Origin of the sequence: Psychrobacillus sp. MER TA 171 (assembly GCF_023713305.1) — a bacterium.
Classification (GTDB): domain Bacteria; phylum Bacillota; class Bacilli; order Bacillales_A; family Planococcaceae; genus Psychrobacillus.
In genome coordinates this window covers 216,669-234,260 of sequence record NZ_JAMAWN010000003.1, presented here as the reverse complement: position 1 = coordinate 234,260, position 17,592 = coordinate 216,669, and the positions used below count along the sequence as shown (strand labels likewise).

Annotated in this window: 17 protein-coding genes; 11 read left to right on the top strand and 6 right to left on the bottom strand. The window is 37.3% G+C overall.

Going from position 1 to position 17,592, the window contains the following annotated elements; genetic code table 11:
• The first annotated feature begins 30 nt into the window (after nucleotides 1-30).
• Nucleotides 31-3,099, top strand: a complete 3,069-nt coding sequence (ileS, locus tag M3627_RS04935; protein ID WP_251553172.1) for an isoleucine--tRNA ligase — start codon at nucleotides 31-33, stop codon at nucleotides 3,097-3,099.
• A 51-nt stretch (nucleotides 3,100-3,150) separates the two neighbouring features.
• Here the strand turns inward: ileS and M3627_RS04930 are convergent, their stop codons facing one another.
• Nucleotides 3,151-3,615 carry a hypothetical protein gene (locus tag M3627_RS04930; RefSeq protein ID WP_251553170.1) on the bottom strand — a complete coding sequence of 155 codons (465 nt, stop codon included), beginning with the start codon at nucleotides 3,613-3,615 and terminating at the stop codon, nucleotides 3,151-3,153.
• Between the two features lie 102 nt (nucleotides 3,616-3,717).
• Here M3627_RS04930 and M3627_RS04925 point away from each other — a divergent pair, with 102 nt between their 5' ends.
• Nucleotides 3,718-4,518, top strand: coding sequence for a class I SAM-dependent methyltransferase (locus M3627_RS04925; RefSeq protein WP_251553168.1), 801 nt, complete (start codon nucleotides 3,718-3,720; stop codon nucleotides 4,516-4,518).
• Between the two features lie 38 nt (nucleotides 4,519-4,556).
• Here M3627_RS04925 and M3627_RS04920 read toward each other — a convergent pair whose 3' ends face one another.
• Nucleotides 4,557-5,963, bottom strand: coding sequence for an HD domain-containing protein (locus M3627_RS04920; protein ID WP_251553167.1), 1,407 nt, complete (start codon nucleotides 5,961-5,963; stop codon nucleotides 4,557-4,559).
• A 555-nt stretch (nucleotides 5,964-6,518) separates the two neighbouring features.
• Between M3627_RS04920 and M3627_RS04915 the strand changes: the two genes are divergently transcribed.
• Nucleotides 6,519-6,680 carry a hypothetical protein gene (locus M3627_RS04915; protein WP_169359217.1) on the top strand — a complete coding sequence of 54 codons (162 nt, stop codon included), beginning with the start codon at nucleotides 6,519-6,521 and terminating at the stop codon, nucleotides 6,678-6,680.
• A 121-nt stretch (nucleotides 6,681-6,801) separates the two neighbouring features.
• Here M3627_RS04915 and M3627_RS04910 read toward each other — a convergent pair whose 3' ends face one another.
• Nucleotides 6,802-7,053 carry a hypothetical protein gene (locus M3627_RS04910; protein WP_169359216.1) on the bottom strand — a complete coding sequence of 84 codons (252 nt, stop codon included), beginning with the start codon at nucleotides 7,051-7,053 and terminating at the stop codon, nucleotides 6,802-6,804.
• Between the two features lie 319 nt (nucleotides 7,054-7,372).
• Here M3627_RS04910 and M3627_RS04905 point away from each other — a divergent pair, with 319 nt between their 5' ends.
• The 4 genes from M3627_RS04905 (at nucleotide 7,373) to M3627_RS04890 (ending at nucleotide 11,734) form a co-directional block, all read left to right on the top strand.
• On the top strand, nucleotides 7,373-8,212 hold the full coding sequence (locus M3627_RS04905) for an ABC transporter permease subunit (RefSeq protein WP_251553166.1): 840 nt from the start codon (nucleotides 7,373-7,375) through the stop codon (nucleotides 8,210-8,212).
• Nucleotides 8,209-9,249 (top strand): ABC transporter permease, encoded by a 1,041-nt coding sequence (locus tag M3627_RS04900; protein ID WP_169359214.1) that lies wholly within the window; start codon nucleotides 8,209-8,211, stop codon nucleotides 9,247-9,249. The genes M3627_RS04905 and M3627_RS04900 overlap by 4 nt, the downstream gene beginning before the upstream one ends.
• A gap of 324 nt (nucleotides 9,250-9,573) precedes the next feature.
• Nucleotides 9,574-9,966 (top strand): hypothetical protein, encoded by a 393-nt coding sequence (locus M3627_RS04895; protein ID WP_169359213.1) that lies wholly within the window; start codon nucleotides 9,574-9,576, stop codon nucleotides 9,964-9,966.
• 514 nt (nucleotides 9,967-10,480) lie between these two features.
• Nucleotides 10,481-11,734 carry a Y-family DNA polymerase gene (locus tag M3627_RS04890; protein WP_251553165.1) on the top strand — a complete coding sequence of 418 codons (1,254 nt, stop codon included), beginning with the start codon at nucleotides 10,481-10,483 and terminating at the stop codon, nucleotides 11,732-11,734.
• A gap of 60 nt (nucleotides 11,735-11,794) precedes the next feature.
• Here the strand turns inward: M3627_RS04890 and M3627_RS04885 are convergent, their stop codons facing one another.
• The gene (locus M3627_RS04885) at nucleotides 11,795-12,346 is read right to left on the bottom strand and encodes a DUF1062 domain-containing protein (RefSeq protein WP_251553164.1); all 552 of its coding nucleotides are present in this window, start codon (nucleotides 12,344-12,346) and stop codon (nucleotides 11,795-11,797) included.
• A gap of 419 nt (nucleotides 12,347-12,765) precedes the next feature.
• Between M3627_RS04885 and M3627_RS04880 the strand changes: the two genes are divergently transcribed.
• Nucleotides 12,766-13,932: an MFS transporter gene (locus tag M3627_RS04880; protein WP_251553163.1), complete on the top strand. Its 1,167-nt coding sequence runs from the start codon at nucleotides 12,766-12,768 to the stop codon at nucleotides 13,930-13,932.
• A gap of 139 nt (nucleotides 13,933-14,071) precedes the next feature.
• Here M3627_RS04880 and M3627_RS04875 read toward each other — a convergent pair whose 3' ends face one another.
• Nucleotides 14,072-14,506 carry a GNAT family N-acetyltransferase gene (locus M3627_RS04875; RefSeq protein ID WP_169359210.1) on the bottom strand — a complete coding sequence of 145 codons (435 nt, stop codon included), beginning with the start codon at nucleotides 14,504-14,506 and terminating at the stop codon, nucleotides 14,072-14,074.
• A gap of 682 nt (nucleotides 14,507-15,188) precedes the next feature.
• Here M3627_RS04875 and M3627_RS04870 point away from each other — a divergent pair.
• The 3 genes from M3627_RS04870 to M3627_RS04860 all read left to right on the top strand — a co-directional run bounded on the left by M3627_RS04870 (nucleotide 15,189) and on the right by M3627_RS04860 (nucleotide 16,638).
• The gene (locus tag M3627_RS04870; protein WP_251553162.1) at nucleotides 15,189-15,620 is read left to right on the top strand and encodes a GNAT family N-acetyltransferase; all 432 of its coding nucleotides are present in this window, start codon (nucleotides 15,189-15,191) and stop codon (nucleotides 15,618-15,620) included.
• Between the two features lie 78 nt (nucleotides 15,621-15,698).
• A complete protein-coding gene (locus M3627_RS04865; RefSeq protein WP_169359208.1) occupies nucleotides 15,699-16,097 on the top strand; it encodes a VOC family protein in 399 nt (132 codons plus the stop codon).
• Between the two features lie 31 nt (nucleotides 16,098-16,128).
• On the top strand, nucleotides 16,129-16,638 hold the full coding sequence (locus M3627_RS04860) for a GNAT family N-acetyltransferase (RefSeq protein ID WP_169359207.1): 510 nt from the start codon (nucleotides 16,129-16,131) through the stop codon (nucleotides 16,636-16,638).
• A gap of 182 nt (nucleotides 16,639-16,820) precedes the next feature.
• On the opposite strand, the gene M3627_RS04855 is transcribed toward M3627_RS04860, so the two are convergent.
• Entirely contained in the window at nucleotides 16,821-17,567 is a 747-nt protein-coding gene (locus M3627_RS04855; protein WP_251553161.1) for an SDR family NAD(P)-dependent oxidoreductase, read from the bottom strand.
• Nucleotides 17,568-17,592: the final 25 nt, after the last annotated feature.

The window sequence follows — 17,592 nt, the reverse complement described above, 5'->3', positions numbered from 1 at the left end:
TTTATTAATTTGAACGTGGAGTGATATCAGATGGTTAACAAGGTCTTAAAGAAGACGGTTTTACAACGCGAGCAGCAGATAAGAAAAATGTGGGAGGAGCATAATGTATTTCAAGCATCTATTGAGCAACGAGATGGAAATCCTACATTTGTGTTTTACGAAGGTCCTCCTACAGCGAACGGTTTGCCACATGTAGGGCATGCCCTCGGCAGAACGATAAAGGATCTGGTCGCTAGATATAAAACAATGAAGGGTTATCAGGTCATTCGAAAAGCGGGCTGGGATACCCATGGGCTACCAGTTGAACTTGGCGTAGAAAAACAGCTTGGTATTTCTGGTAAGAAGGATATAGAAGACTATGGGGTCGAAGCATTTATCAAGAAATGTAAGGAAAGTGTATTTGTTTATGAAAAGGAATGGCGTGACTTCACAGAAAAGCTGGGATACTGGGTCGATATGGATAGCCCCTATATGACGATGAGTAATAGCTACATTGAAAGTGTATGGAATATCCTTGGTACTATACATGATCAAGGTCTGCTGCAAAAAGGTCATCGGGTTTCCCCATATTGTCCTAGTTGTCAAACGACCTTAAGTTCACATGAGGTATCTCAAGGGTATAAAACGGTTAAAGACTTATCAGCAATAGTTAAGTTTAAACTTACACATAAAGAGAATGAGTATTTTCTTGGATGGACTACTACTCCTTGGACACTGCCGGCAAATGTAGCCCTAGCGGTTAATCCTTCGCTTGAATATGTTCGAGCGAAGAAAGGGGAGGAGGTATATATCCTCGCAAGAGATTTAGTTAAAAAAGTCTTGAAAGATGGATATGAGATTCTTTCCACCTTAAAGGGGGCAGAATTAGAGGGTCTTTCCTATACCCCACTTTTTGATCTTGTACATGTAAAAAAGGGATATAAAGTAGTTACCGCAAATTATGTTTCAAGTGATAGCGGAACTGGTATTGTCCATATCGCACCAGCGTATGGGGAAGAAGATTACAAAGTGATGAAGGAAAATAGCTTATCTTTTATTCATGTAGTAGATGAAAGAGGGAGGTTTACAATAGCCGTCGAGGGGTTGGAAGGACGTTTTGTTAAAGAGTGTGATTTAGAGATTATACGATTACTCTCCCATAAAGGGCTACTGTTTTACAAGGAAAAATACGAGCATAGCTATCCCTATTGCTGGCGCTGTGATTCCCCATTGCTCTATTACGCAATGGAAAGCTGGTTTATACAAACTACAGCCTTAAAAGAACAATTTTTAGCTAATAATGAATCCGTATCTTGGCATCCAGAGCACCTCAAACATGGTAGGTTCGGCAACTTTTTAGAGCAAATGGTCGATTGGAATATCAGTCGTAATCGTTATTGGGGCACCCCACTTAATGTGTGGGAATGCAGCAATTGTAAGCTTGAGCTCGCCCCTAAGAGTATAGAAGAATTAAGCAAGTATTCGCTACATCCTCTAGGAAGTATTGAGCTCCACAAGCCATACGTAGATGATGTTCGTCTCTGTTGCCCTTCGTGTGCTGGAACTATGAGGAGAACTCCTGAGGTGATTGATGTATGGTTTGACAGCGGTTCTATGCCATTTGCCCAATATCATTATCCATTTGAGAATGAGAAGCTATTCTCTAAACAGTTTCCAGCAGATTTGATCGTAGAGGGGATTGATCAAACAAGAGGATGGTTTTATAGTCTTTTGGCTGTTTCTACACTGTTTACAGGCAAATCACCATATAAGCGTGTTCTTTCCACTGGGCATATTTTAGATGAGAACGGCCAAAAGATGTCTAAAAGCAAAGGAAATGCGTTGGATCCCGTTGAGCTGATCCAACACTATGGGGCAGATTCGCTGAGATGGGCTTTACTCGTTGACAGTGCCCCCTGGAATGCAAAAAGATTTTCTGAACGAATTGTTCAAGAGGCAAAATCTAAGCTGGTTGATACACTAGACAATGTTTATCATTTTTATACGCTCTATACTACTTTAGATAAATATGTTGTAACGGGAGATAAAGCCCTTCAGCAAACAACATTAGATAAATGGATTCTGTCCTGCCTTCATAGTACAATTCGTAACGTTAACATTAAATTAGATGAGTTTAACTTTACGAGTGCAGCCAGAGATATTGCGCGTTTAGTGGAACAAGTAAGCAACTGGTATGTAAGAAGATCGAGGGAACGTTTTTGGTCAAGTGGTCTTAATAACGATAAGGTAGCAGCATATGAAACGCTTTACGAGGTATTGACTAAAGTAAGCCAATTACTTGCGCCATTTACACCTTTTATCGCTGAAGAGATATACGTGGCACTTACCGGAAAAAGTGTCCATCTTACGGATTACCCACAGTCTGATGAATCCCTAATCGATCAATTACTCGAGCAGGAAATGGGTGAAGTATTACAGGTTGTTGAACTAGGAAGAAGTATTCGCAACAGTCTTGCTATAAAAGTAAAGCAGCCACTAGCACAATTGTTTGTGATGAGCAGCAAGCCAATAAATTGGAGTGCATATGAAAATATTATAATGGAAGAGCTAAATATCAAGGAGATTCATCCGCTTAATAGCGGAGAAGAATATTTTACTTCAACGGTGAAACTAGATTTTAAAAAATCAGCTGCTAAGTATGGCAATCAATCTAACAGTATTAATATGAGGCTAAATAACTTAACATCTAGTCAGGTAAGCGAGCTTATTCAAAATAGAAGTATAAAGTTAGAAGAAAATCTTGTTTTACTAGAAGACGTTTTAATAGAGAAAAAAGTAAAGGATGGCTTTGCTTATGGCGCTAGTAATGATATGACCGTTGTGTTAAATGTGACATTAACGGAAGCCTTGATACGTGAGGGGTGGATGCGCGAGTTAATTAGAGCAATCCAATCCTATCGGAAGCAGTTGCTTTTACCTGTAGAAAAAAGAGTAAATATCAGCCTTCACACAACTGCCGAGATGCATGCAATCATAAACAGTTTTTATCCATTGCTAGAACAAAGTGTATTAATGAATCAGCTTATCGTTAAGCAACAAAGAGTATCAGGTATAAGTGTGACGATTGGTGGTCATGAGATTGAAATAGCACTCGAATAAAAACTAAAAAAAGGGACATTCTTTCGCGAATGGTCCCTTTTCAAGTCTCTATTAATGCCAAGTATTTCTTTCCACTAAACGAGCATATAAAACATAAAACTCTCTTTCTGGATATTTCTGTTTCATTTTATCAATATGTTTAACAGCATACTCTTCTGCCTCTTCATAAGTGAGGTGGGTCATAGTGCCGCCTGAATTGGTGTACATAGGAGAAGTTGCTTCGTTAATTTGTACAAAGGTGAATGTGATATAAATCTTTTCAGGAAGGTATTGGGCTCTTTTTAATTCGTCATCTGCAGTTCGATCGTTTTCTGAAAAGTAGAATGTATCATGCTTATTCAGCAATCCAACTCTCTTCAATACCCACAGATCCGTGTAACCCATAGAAACTTCTTCTCGAAGGTTTGTATAGATTTCCTCTAGGCTATCACCTATTTTAGGGAAGGCATCTCCTCGGTTAGTTAAGTAAACAAAGTAGCTGATATTTTGAGTTTCATCCAGTAACTTCTTGATCATTTTGCTCCTCCTTTTATTTTTAAATTATGATAAAGTAAGTATATTACATTAATTCATACTATTGTTTATTTTCACCTAAACTTTAGTGAAAGGGTAGTGAAAATGGAAAAATTATTAACTTATATGAAGACAGTAGGAAATTCTTCTATTCAACGTATACAGCTTCAACATCGCCTAGGGCTAGTACAGGCATTTAATATTGAAAAGGGCATGAGAGTGCTAGAAATCGGGTGTGGTCAAGGTGATACCACAGTTGCATTGGCAGATGCAGTAGGTGAAACAGGATTTGTAATGGCAATTGATATTGCTGGCAGAGATTACGGTAAACCCATAACCTTAGGAGAAGCAACTGACTTTATAAAATCCTCCCCAATAGGTAACCGAGTATCTTTTGATTTAGAAGCAGACTTCCTCATGATGAATATAGAAGAGACATACGATGTAGCTATTCTCTCTCACTGTCTTTGGTATTTTCAAGAACCTGCTACATTGCTTTCTTATCTTAAACGATTAAAGAAGGTAGCTAAGCGCATATGTATCGCTGAGTGGGATTTAGAATGGACTAAGCCAGAGCAGCTTGCCCATTTTTACTCAGCGAGCATATTAGCAATATATGCAGAACAGTTTGAAGACGAGGGTAATATCCAAAATGTTTTTCACAAGCAACAACTTAAGAATATGCTGAAAGAATCAGGTTGGAACCTAGTTGACTCAAAAAATGTGGATGCATCGTTCCTACAAGATGGCAAATGGGAAGTAGATTATGCGATATCAGTGAGAGAGAAATTTAATCGTTCTCCCGTTAAAATACAGACGCTAATTCAGAGTTATTATGCCTTACTAGAGAAAGCTTCAAATAAGAATGTTCAATCATTAAACAGTATAGTATTAATCGCAAACTAGCCTAACACGCCATAAGATTGCTAGACTCTTATGGAATGTTAGGCAGGGTTTGTCTCATCATTCACGATATCGGTTATTTCTTTAACAGCCTTTGATGTTTTCACAAAATGAAGCCACTTTGCATTAGCGGTGATTTTATTTTTCACATGGAGCTCTACTATATCTTTATCCTTTAAAATTGTTTGAAGTGAGCTTATCTTGCCATTTACTTTGGCAAAGGCTAGTTTATTTGCCAAATTCGGATTAAGTGCATATGCAAAGTCAATGATGTTGGAGTTAATTGGTAACTTAATAATATCCATTTTTGGTGTGTATATTTCTATTTCTTTATAAAAAAGTTCTAAAGAGACTAGCTCACAAAATGCAATTGGGTTATTGGTAATGGATTTAGCAAAAGGAATCGAATTCCCTAAAAGAGAGGTACTTAGTGTTGTAGAATCAATGGTCTTTAAGCAAGCGAATATCCCATTCTGGTAGAAGTATTGTGTTTGCCTATCCTGTAAAACAATTGTCATTGGAATCCCAGCTACCCTAACCTTTGTTTTGAGCTGTTTGATAAAGGGGTGTTTTTCAATGGCAATTTGGTCTACAAAATGATCTGGCATTGTTTCAAATGTGGAATGCACGAGACCAAGAGCTGTATAGCAGTTGAAGGTAGAATCAATGGTAATGTGAACAGTAAACATATCAGAAAGGTAAAATCCTTCACTTAACAAGTTGTACCCTTGAAATAAGGGGATATTAATCCATCTATGTTTGGTAATTATGTGTGAAGTATCCTCTTTCATTAGTTTAGTAATAAATTCCTCATATGATTCTTCATAAACTTTTGTATAGTTATTTATCTTCTCTCGAAATTGCTTATACCGTTCCGGATGCAAATAGCTGAAGGCTAGCTCTTCCAACTCCCTTTGGAGTGTAAACAACCCTATTCTTTCTGCTAATGGTGAAAAATAAAGAAGTGTTTCGTTTGAATAGGGAATTTTCTTTTCCGTTCTTTTGATAGCCAGGGTTCTCATATTATGCAAACGATCTGCTAGTTTAATAGCTGCTATTCGTATATCTTGAATAGCATAGGATAGGAGCTTCTCCATATTAATGGCACTATACTCCTCTTTTTCAAACGTACCTTTTTCAAACTTCGTTAACCCATCCACGATAAAGGCGACATCTTTTCCAAATAAAAGCTCGATTTCCTTGAGATTAACTGTTGTATCTTCCACTACATCATGAAGTAAGGAGCAGACTAAAGTCGTTATGTCCGCCTTGTATTCGGACAAAATCAGGCACACCTCGAAAGGGTGGATAATGTAAGGTTCACCAGTTGCTCGTGTTTGGCCAACATGCGCCTTTTCAGCAAAATCCATGGCACTTTTTAGTTGAACTAATTCTCTTTCCTCTAAATAGTTACAGCTATGTATAAGCTGCTCTTTTACTTCCTTCATTGAAAATCACCTCCATTTATTAATATATGTATTAAGTCCTCCTTGAGCAAAGCAATTTAGACTAATAAGTGGTATTTATATTTATTCTACCGAAATGTCAGAATTCCTTTTTAAAGGATAGAACAATCCTAACCATTTGGAGTCTCCCCGTATGAGCGCCAATAAATGAATGGAGAGTGTCCCATAAGAGTGAAAACTCGCCCATAAAATATGAAATAGTGCCCCATAAAGATTAAGAAGTGTCCCATAAACGAGGAAAGCGCCCGTAAATGGTTGGAGAGTGTCCCATAAACAGTGAAAACTCGCCCGTAAAATATGAAATAATGTCCCATAAAGATTAAGAAGTGTCCCATAAATAAGGAAAGCGCCCGTAAATGGTTGGAGAGTGTCCCATAAACAGTGAAAACTCGCCCATAAAATATGATAAGTGTCCCATAAATTGAGTGTAATTCACTCGAGGTCACATGTTTCTAAACTATCTATTCGATGATCCTAATTTTTGATTAAAAGTTTCTTTTTAGATAAATTTAAAGTAATGCTTGAGGAGGGTTTAATATGAAATGTGGTGCAAAATGCTTTTTAGTGGAGATGGAAGTGAATGGAGTAGTAGAGGTTATACCGGTGAACGCCCGATCACCAATTGAGGCAAGAAAAACTATTCGTTTAGAATATGGGAAAGAAACTAAGGTTCTCACAGTTACTCCCGAAAAAAGTTAGCCAATAATTTATAGATTATTTTTCTGAACGTTATATTAAATGACGCAAAAAATGAGCTGGACCACGTACTCCAAGCTCATTTTTTGATTGTGGTGTTTTAATAAAAACACAGTTATTCAATTTAGTCGACCTTTTTAGTAAAAGCCCAGATAAGACTAATTATTACTGAGCTTAATATAGTTGCCATTAATAAGGAAAATAAACTTACAAATAAAAATGAACCATAATCCTCTAATTCCTTAAACGGATTATCTGTAATGAAAGAATCACTTATCAGAAATACTAATAAAGTTGGGATAAAGATATAGGGAAATAATTTCTTGAAATAGCTGTTGAAATCTAGATATTTAGAGTTTTTTGTTTTGCTTATCATATAAAATCCCCCATAGATAAACTACACCGTTGAGTGTCGCTCCAGAATTGAGTAATGCCACTTATATTCATTACTTTACATATATTAACTTATTCGACATAGTCGGATAAAACCTTCCTCTTCACCATAAACTTCAAAGTTAACCATTTACCCATTACAGAGATTGTTAGGAATCATAGTTTAAGTGAAGCATCTAACAATTAAAACTAAAAACTACCTTTTTCCTCTAAATATATTGAGTCTCCTGAAAATTCTCTTTTATTCGTTAATTATTGTGATATGATAATTTCATCGTAAATTTTAGTCACGGGGGATTATTATGAAAGTTTTTTGGAGATGGATGTTTCAGCTAGGTGTTGCGTTTATTGGTATTGTACTGATTAGTGGATTACCGTTGTTAATTACAGGCTTCCAGCAAGGGGAGTTTTGGTGGAAAGAATATAGAGACCACCTATTTGGATTGTTTCCTTTAAGTAAACTATTAGAAAAATATGCGGGTTTGCATATTGGAGAATACATCCAATATTCTCTCGAGACTTTATTTTTGGCACTTATAGTGGCTGTTCTGTTAGCTCTATTTTTTACTGTGATCACTATGTTATGTAAAGAACGAGTTAGACAGCGGATTAAAACTGTTTTTTTCTTTTTAGAATCTTTACCGGATATATTGATTGTTTTGCTCATTCAGCTTCTCGTGATTATCATCCATAAGCAAACAGGGATATTCATGAAAATCGCCGTTACAGGTGGGGAGAAAATTTATTTGCTTCCCGTAATATGCTTGATGATTCTTCCGATGGTTCAGCTTTACCGATTGAGCATGCTTACTTTTGAGGCAGAGGAACGGAAAATGTATACAGAGCTTGCAAGATCGCTTGGATTCGGCAAATTGATTATTTTACTCATACATATGTTTAGAAATGCGATTATTAGTATCTTTTTTCAATCGAAAAAAACGATGTGGTTTATGCTTTCCAACTTATTTATCCTAGAACGTATGTTTAACATGCCAGGTATTATGTTTTATTTGAGTGCCAATATAACTGGAGAGTTATTTTTTATAACAGTGTGTAGCTTCTTTTTCCCAGTGTTCCTCCTGTATAGCTTTGGTGAATGGTATTTTCTACGTCATGTGAACAAGGGGAGAGCAATAGGATGAAGCAAAAATCAGTGTGGAGACAGCCTTATTTTGTGTTTGGATTTATTATATTAGCCTTCTTTTTATTAGGCAGTTTTATATTTGAATGGATTTTTGGACCAGATCCGAAGCAAACCTACTTTTTAATGGAGAATGGCAGAGTTATAGAAGCTGCGCCACTATCCCCTAGCTGGATGCATCCACTTGGGACGGATCAGTATGGCTATGACATGTTTGCTAAAATCATGCTTGGTGCAAAATATACCATCATATCGGCAATGGGTGTTGCAGCTGTCCGAATGCTCATCGCAGTACCGTTAGGGTTTGCAATCGGTACTTATTGGCAGAAGAGACGTACGCTTATTAACAGTGCTATTGATCCTCTACATTATATTCCCATGACGATCTTTTCTTATCTAATGCTTTACCCTGTGTTATGGGAGCCGATGGAGGGATTTTCTACAACAGTATGGGAGCGAATTATTATTCAAGTGGTATTAATGGCAATCATTACGGTACCGATAGTAGCTTCACTTATAGGTAATGAGGCTAACCTTCTCTATCAGGAGGAATATGTTTTAGCTTCTAAAACACTGGGTGCCGGCCGACCAAGAATTATTACTCGTCATCTATTTCCAATGATGAGAGAGAAGTTATTTGTTTTATATGGCCAACAGGTAGTAGAAACATTAGTGGTGTTCACACATCTAGGATTGTTGCAATTATATATTGGAGGTACGGCAGTTAGCTATGATCCTATGTTTGGAGACCCTCCAAAATCGATTGCCTATGAATGGGCTGGACTTTTTGGATCATCTTTCCGATATCTACAAGGTGTGCCTTGGCTCCCACTAGGTCCTGCTATATGCTTTGCCTTAGTTATCTTAGCAATTTCCGCCATGATAGAAGGTTATACTCGGGCTGTGAATGGACAAGTCAGAATACCAAAGAGAAAGAAAGTGGCGTTTGTATCTGAGGACATCGTGGAATGGAATAAGCAACAGCTGCAAGAAAAAATGCAGCTTTTACAAGAGGGTAAGGAAAAGCAGAAAGTCTAGGAAAACCTATTAACCTCCTCTCATGTAAGCCAGAGGTCACTACGTAGAATGAATGAAGCTAGGCTCAGAACAAAGACAATCCTATGTTGTAACTAATGAGTTTACTTCAGAGGCGCAAACATAGTAAACACATAGTAAAGCGCGCTTGAATTCATAATGTAATTCACAGTGCGTTTTTACTGATTTAATTTTTGGGATTTAGTAAGTCAATTACACACGAAGGGCAATGGATATTTATGTTAAAATGATATCACGGATACTGGAAAGATTGTAAAATGGTGTTCTTGCGCTAATCGGGCAGGTTAATAAAATGGGGGTAAATTTTTGAAGAGAAGCAAAGTACTAATTTTCATTATATCTGTGATTTTTTTATTGTGCTTAGTATGGATTTTGTTTCCTAATAAAAGTGCAGAAGTAAAAAGTTTCAACTATGAGATAGAGGAAAACAATGATGACCTTATTTTTGAAGTTAACTTTCAATTCATTAATTATACAGGTGATTTTAGTTATGCAACTATTGTTTTAGACAGTTTTTTTTATCAGCGACTTAAGAATCCAGAATCTGTTGAACCCATTTTTTTAAACGGTTTAGTATCTGGTTCTACAACAATAATTATTAACAAAGAGGATTTAACTCCAGACTTTATTGAATCGTTAAAATCAAAGGAAAGAAATCCTTTTCGTGCTATAAGTATCGGGGAAGAAATTATTTTGTAATAAATCAACTAATTGAGGCATTCGTTAAAAAAGATAGAAAAGATCTGTGACATAACTAGTCAATAAATTAAAAGACGTGAGATCAGCAACTTGATTTCATGTCTTTACTTTTTTAAGATAACTGATTTCTAATAAAAAATAATTCCTCTCTTCTCATTGGTTGGAGCAAAGCGACGAGGAGATTGAAATCGTGCACCGCAGAAAGCGCCAGCCGTAGCGGAAAAAAGCTATATTGTATTTTGAAGAGACTTTTGTTGCAACCTTTTTTATCTTTGAAATATACTGTGATTCATTTTGTGAAATACTGTGTTATTAAGACGGTCATTTTACGTTTTGCACCTCACAAGTAAACCCGTAATTGTAATGAGTTTTTAAATTTAAAATGGCGATCCCAACAAAGGTCAGCCAGTCCGATACACCTCCTCCTCCAATGGTCTACATTACCATTGAATAAGAACGTACGTTTGTAATATACTAAGGAGAACAAATGTTTCTTTTGGGAGGAGAAGCTTTTATGTATGAGGGCTTAGAAAATCGAAGCATTATTTGTATAGACATCCGCAGCTTTTTTGCAAGCTGTGCTGCGGCAGAGGCGGGGCTTGATGTGATGAATACGCCTATTGCGGTTATTGGAAACTTGGAGCAGAAGGGGAGTATTGTGCTTGCTGCGTCACCTCCGATGAAAAAAAGGTTTGGTGTAAAAACGGGATCTAGATTATTTGAAATACCAGACGATCCTTCCATCCATCTGCTAGAGCCAAAAATGGAGTTTTTTGTTCGGGTTTCAATGGAGATAACACGTTATTTAAATCAGTTTGTCCCAAGTGAATCTATTCATGTGTACAGCGTGGATGAATGCTTTGCTGATTTGGGAGGAACTGAAAAGCTTTGGGGACCAATTGAGCGTACAGTCAAACGTATTCAGGATGGCCTGCATTATCAGTTTCAGCTTCCATGTGCAGTAGGATTGGGACCGAATATGCTTGTGGCAAAGCTGGCACTTGATTTGGAGGCCAAAAAAACTGGCTTTGCTAAATGGACGTATAAAGACATCCCTAAAAAGCTGTGGCCTGTTTCCCCGTTAAGTGAAATGTGGGGGATAGGATCACGATTGGAAAAAACGTTAAATAATATGGGGATTTTCAATGTAGGGCAGCTCGCAAACACTTCCTTGGATGTACTGGAGGAAAAATTTGGGGTGATGGGAAATCAGCTGTACCATCATGCCTGGGGGATAGATCTCTCGGAACTGGGAGCACCCATTGTAGATGGTCAGATAAGCTATGGAAAGGGTCAAGTATTGTTTCGCGACTATCGAACGAAAAAAGAAGTAATGGCAGTCATACTGGAAATGTGTGAGGACGTGGCAAGGCGAGCAAGAGAAGCTAATATGGTTGGACGCACTATCCATCTATCGGTCGGTTATAGTAAGGAAGTTTTTGGTGGTGGATTCAATCGTTCGCGCTCTATAGATGAACCGACGAATGCGACCATGAGAATTTACAAAATTTGCGAGCTGATTTTTGATGACTTTTACGACCGCAGCCCGGTAAGGAAGCTATCCATTTCGATCACCAATCTAGAGCCCGAGAACTCGATGCAGCTAAGCCTCTTTGAGGAAGGAAAGTGGAAGGAACGAAAGCTTGGAAAAACGATGGATTATCTTCGGAACAAGTATGGTTCAACAGCTGTTTTACGTGCAGTTTCCTATACGGAGGCTGGAACTGCTGTTAAGCGTGCAGGCCTACTTGGTGGACATAAGAAATAAAAAAGGGAGGACTTGGACGTTGGTCACAAGCCTCCTTTTTTACATGCTAGAACCACTATTTTAGACTAGCTTAATCATAATAGTGTCATGAGGCATTACTTTCATGCTTGGCTTAATGCATTGGTCATTTACCAAAATAGAACCGCTTTTTATTTTATCAACAACAACAGTCCTACTCCAATCAGGTATTTGTTGAGAAAGAAGAGAGTCAATACGATACACCCCTTCTAAAGACTTAATCATTATATGAACTTCCGATACTCGATTTTCTAGATAAAGATGGACGGGTATTTCTGTCAAAATGCTTTTTTGATGTATAGGCTCTCGTCCATAAACCCTCTCATGCTTACGAAAAGCTTTATAAATGTCTGGCTTTTTATTCCATGTATGGTTTTTTTCACATTTGTAAATAGCAAATCGGTATATATGCTTCCTATTAGAATTATGTCTTCGTATGTTAGTGTCGGTAAACGTAGAGTTTCTCCCGCACATTTTACAATGCTTTACCTCTGAACGAACTGTTTCCTTTTTTAGAATTTCCCAATAATGATGTATAACGGTCATTTCCTTCACCTCTATAAGATAAAGGAACAATTGCATCCGTTTGGACATTTGCTAGAATCGTTATTAATTTGTACAACAAAAAAAGAACCTAAAAGGATCCCTAAAAGCATACGAAACTACTAGTTTGCTCTTGTTCCTTTGTAATGGTAGATGGGCAGACTAATCCCTTGGTTAAAATAATTAGGAAAAGTGCTATCCAATTTAGTTAATCCATTACAAAGTAAATGTTGGCATAAGAGTTTTGTATCCTTTCTCCAAACAGATTTAATCGTATTGTAGCATAAAATATTTATTTTTAGAATAGTTAAATTAATTAACTCTGTTAAAGGCTAGAGTTGTTTTTGCGTGAGGCGATTTAGTTTGTGAAATGTTACACTTAAGCTAACGTCGCAGTTTGATTGAACAAGAGGTCCTTTTTATAGCTTTAAAGAATATACATGTAACAATAATTATAAATGGGGGATGTAATGGAGTTTAGTGGGAAGGTAGGTTTAAGTGTTGGTTGGATAACATTGTTTTTAATGGGTATTGACTTATTTGTAGTATCTCCTTTACTACCGTTCATTTCGGAAGCCTATAATGTTAGTTCAGCGATGACTGGATGGATGGTAACAGTTTTTGCAGTCACATATGCTTTTTCCGCTCCTTTCTTTGGATGGCTTTCAGATAAAAATGGACGGAGACCATTAATTACATTTGGCTTATTGTTGTTCGTCATTTCTAACATACTAACTGCCTTTGCTCCTTCATTTTTTTGGTTAATTGTTAGTCGTATTTTAGCTGGTTTATCTGTTGCTTCAATTACTCCTTTGATTTACGCAATCATTGGAGATGCTGCACCACCAAATCGGACAGGGACATGGCTTTCGATTGTTGTTTCAGGACACTTAACAGCTCTTTGGGCAGGAGCTCCATTCGGTATGTTATTAGAGCATTTTCTCGGTTGGCGTTCAGTATTTGTTATAATGGCTGTTATAGGAGCTATATTGGCAGTAGTAAATTTCAACACCTGGAAATATGTTCCTAGAATCTATTTAACAAGGAATCTATTAGAAGGAAATTTGCTAAAAATACTTGGTTCGGTAAGTGTTACAACCTTTTGGGCGATTTCAATGTATGCTCTTTATGTTTACTTAGGAGCTTCTCTTTATTCTGAAAATAGATTCTCATCAACAGAAATCGCATTAGCTATAACTTTTTATGGTATCGGAGCTGTTTTAGGAAGTCTTATAAGTGGTCAATTAACAGATAGATTTGGAGAAAGGAATATATCGAAAGTTACGCTCATGTTCTTGACTCTAATATTTGTTTGTTTAGGTATATTCTTCACATCAGGTGATTGGATCTATTTCTTCTTGTTCTTATGGGCTTTAGTTGGGTATGCAGGATTTACTTCATACCAAGCAAGATTAGCGGTTGAATATTCAAACGAACGAGGAATTGTCATGGCGTGGAATAATACCGCTTTGTATATTGGTATTACCCTTGGCTCAATGATTGGTGGTTTTGTCATTTCTAAATGGGGATACTCTTTCCTTCCGTATGTTTGTAGCATTGCAGCAGTTCTTAGTTTTGTCCTAAGTACCCAAAAAGTCAAAGAAACAAAAAAGGCATCAGCTGTTTCAGATACATGACCTCCGAATAAACTCTTTTTGTTGAACTAACGAGGTGCTTAGTAAAAAATCAATATCAAAGCAAAATGAGCCAGGAGGAAATATCCTAGCTCATTTTTTATGTGTATTTAAAATCAACCTTTACCTTTAACATAGCTAATTAATTTAACTGTTTGGTCATTAAAAGGTGGGGAATACCATCCTCCATGAAAGGATCGGAGGCTGTGTGATAACCAAGTTTCGCGTAGAAGCCCTCGGCGTGCGTTTGACCGTGAAGCTTAACCTTAGAAAGACTCATATCCTTCGCTATTTCCTCTAGGGAATGGATAATGACTTTTCCTAATCCGAGTTTACGGAATGGCTCTAAAATGCAGATGCGTTCTAGCTTTCCTACTCCATCGACTGCTCGAATACGACCCGTGCCTACTGCTTTATGATCGATAGACACTAAAATATGCTGGCACTGCCCATCCCACTGATCAAATTCATCAAATTCATCCTCTAAAGGGACACCCTGTTCTTCAACAAACACACTTTTTCTGATGTCAAAAGCTTCTTGTAATGAAGCATCAGATGCAATCTTTTCTATGTACATTATCATCATTCCTTTATAAATCAATATAAATCTATTATTTCATAAATTGAATCTATTTCCCAATTCGAGTTTTCAGTTAACGCTGTTTTTAAGAAGGTTTTTAACCTTCGAATAGCGCATACTAAATTTAATCGTGAAAGTATTCTTCTTACAAGGAAGTGGAAGCTTAGTTGTTCACTAACCCTAAATATTACTAGATAAGGCTGCCAACTTCTTCAGGCAGCTTTTTCATTTTGATTGGGGATTGCGGGAAATTGGACTTAAACGGCGTTAAACACAATGGAAGTCTTTGGGGATAAGGAAGGTATTTTGCACATAAACAAAGAATTATTAAAACTAGGGGGTGAAAGCTCTGTATTTAATTGTCGCGCTAATAATAGTAATAACCTTTATAGTTTCAACTTTCTTATCCTTGTTTGTGTTAAAAAGGTGGGGTCGACGGAAGGCAATGCTGACAAGCTGTATAGTAAATGTGTGCTTTTTAGGAATAGCCGCGGCTAATTTGTATGCAATGGATGCTAAGGTATTTGTGAAGCTCACAAATAGCTCTTTAATTATCCTGTTATCCGTACCTATTCTCACATGGATCAATTGCTTCGTAATCATGCAAAAAAGTAAAAGATAGTAGTATTTTTATCATTATTTCAGAGCAATGGATAGACAGGAAGGGGGAGATATTTAGTTGAATGAAATTGTAGAAAACCAAATAGACATACATATTTTTAAGTTACTAGAGCTTGCCACGTCAACGGACAAAGTAATAGAAGAATATAATGCTTATCAACAAATAGAAACAAGAACGCTTTATGGCTGGAAAACCAATGACGTCTATGTTGCATGTATAGGAATAGAAATGATAGAGAGACATCATGCAGAAATAAAGCATACAGCAGTTACCCCAGATAGTCGAAAACAAAAGCTAGGAAGCAGGATGCTAGATTATGTCGTGCAGGAGTTAGGGCTTCATCGATTAACCGCGGAAACAGACTGTGAATCGGTAGGTTTTTATCGGCGATGTGGATTTACTGTTTCGAGTCTTGGTGAAAAGTATCCTGGGGTAGAGCGGTTCTTGTGTGTGGGGGAAGAAAAGATCCTTGTTCATCAAACGAGATAGTGTGTCTAAGCATAATAAACGTATGAAGCAGGAGACAAAAACCAATATACAATCAAGTTAAATAACGGAGGAAAGCTAATGTTTTTTGAAATGACGGTCCAGATAAGAGTATCCGATTTCCAAAAAGGTCTTCAATGGTATAAAACGTTATTAAAAAGAGAGGCAGAGCTTATTCCACATGATGGGTTTGTGGAATGGGAAGTAATCTCAGGATGTTGGCTTCAACTTTCAGTAGGCGTTCCAGCAAAGGGGAGCGGTCCATTGCGTTTAGCTGTGAAGGATTTGGAAGCAGAACGTGAACGAGTGATGAAGGAACTTTGTGTAGAATACTTCGAAATTCACTCGAGGGAAGAAGTTGGGGCCAAATGGGCTACTTTTATGGATCCATGGGAAAACCAAATTGGCTTTTTTGAATACATGGATAAACAGGAAGAAAAAGAGCGAATACAGTTGTTGAATAAGAATCAAAGTAATTAATAGCTCGTCTTAAGGAAGAGGGATTTTTTAAATGAACATTAGTATTGAAAGGCTAAAGATGGAGGATATAGAAGAGCTATATCTTTTTGAATCCAAAAACAGGACTTATTTTGAACAGACCGTACCTTCAAGGGGTGGAGATTACTATCACCACGAAATATTTATGAGGAAGAATATTGCTTTGTTAGAGGAACAAGCAAGGGGAGAATCCTATTTTTTTCTCATCAAGGAATCCGAATCTATAATAGGGCGTATTAATTTAATAGATATTGACAAACAACAAAAAAAGGCGGATTTGGGCTACAGAATTGGAGCAGAGCACACAGGGAAAGGGATTGCTAGTCTAGCAGTAGCAGTGTTGCTACAAACCATTTCATGGGAAGAAATTAATCAAGTGAATGCTAAAACCACAGCTAATAACATCGCTTCACAAAAGGTTTTAGAGAAAAACGGATTTCAAAAGGTCCAAGCTAAGGAATTTTACATAGCCGGAGAAAGTATAGAGTTCGTTCATTATACGTTAATAGGTGGACATATTTGATTCCCAATCAGCGCTAAGCAATCTATACATAATAACTTTTACAGATCAGTAGCTTAACGCACCTACAATTAATAGTGAAGTCAGTTCCTAGTGTAATCCTCAAATAATATAAAAAAATATAAAAATCCTTTCACCCTCTTATATAAAAGAATGAAAGGATTTTCTTAATTTAGAAGAGGGACTCATGCCTCATAGATCATCTTTTTTGTCATACCACCATCGATTGTTACATTTGTGCCTGTTACAAAGTTGTTAGAAGGATCCGTCAAATATAGACAGGCCTTAGCGATATCACTTGGTTTTCCTACACGACCCGAGAAATGCTGAGCATGGTCTACCTCCCGGAGGTCATTATAATCCCCAGTTTCAATCCATCCGGGAGATATACAATTAACTGTAATATTGTCCTTAGCTAATGAACTTGCTAAGGAATGGGTCAGTGAAATAATGCCGCCTTTAGTAGCAGCATAGGACTCGGAGTTGGGCTCGGACATAAAAGCTCTTGTAGAAGCCATCGATACGATGGAGCCACCGTACTCATTAGTTCTCATAATTTTGGCTGCTTCACGACTACAAAGGAAAACACTTCGTAAATTTGTATGAATGACGTCATCCCACTCATCCAACGATAAGTCGTAAGGCGAGCTCGGTTGAAATTTCCCTGCATTGTTAATCAGTATGTCAATCGTTCCGAATTCTTTAGTAGTTTGTTCCATTAGATTTATAACGTCTTTTTCCACTCGGACATCCGTTTTTATAAAAAGACAAGAGTGCCCCTGCTGTAAAAGAGATTCCTCCGTTTCTCTACCAAGCGATTCATTGCTATCAGCTAAAATCACGTGAGCACTGTTCTCTGCGTAAACTTGCGCAACTCCTCTGCCAATACCCTGAGCTGCTCCAGTAATGATTACTACCTTGTCATCGAACATTTTAATGCCGCCTTCCTATGTTTTT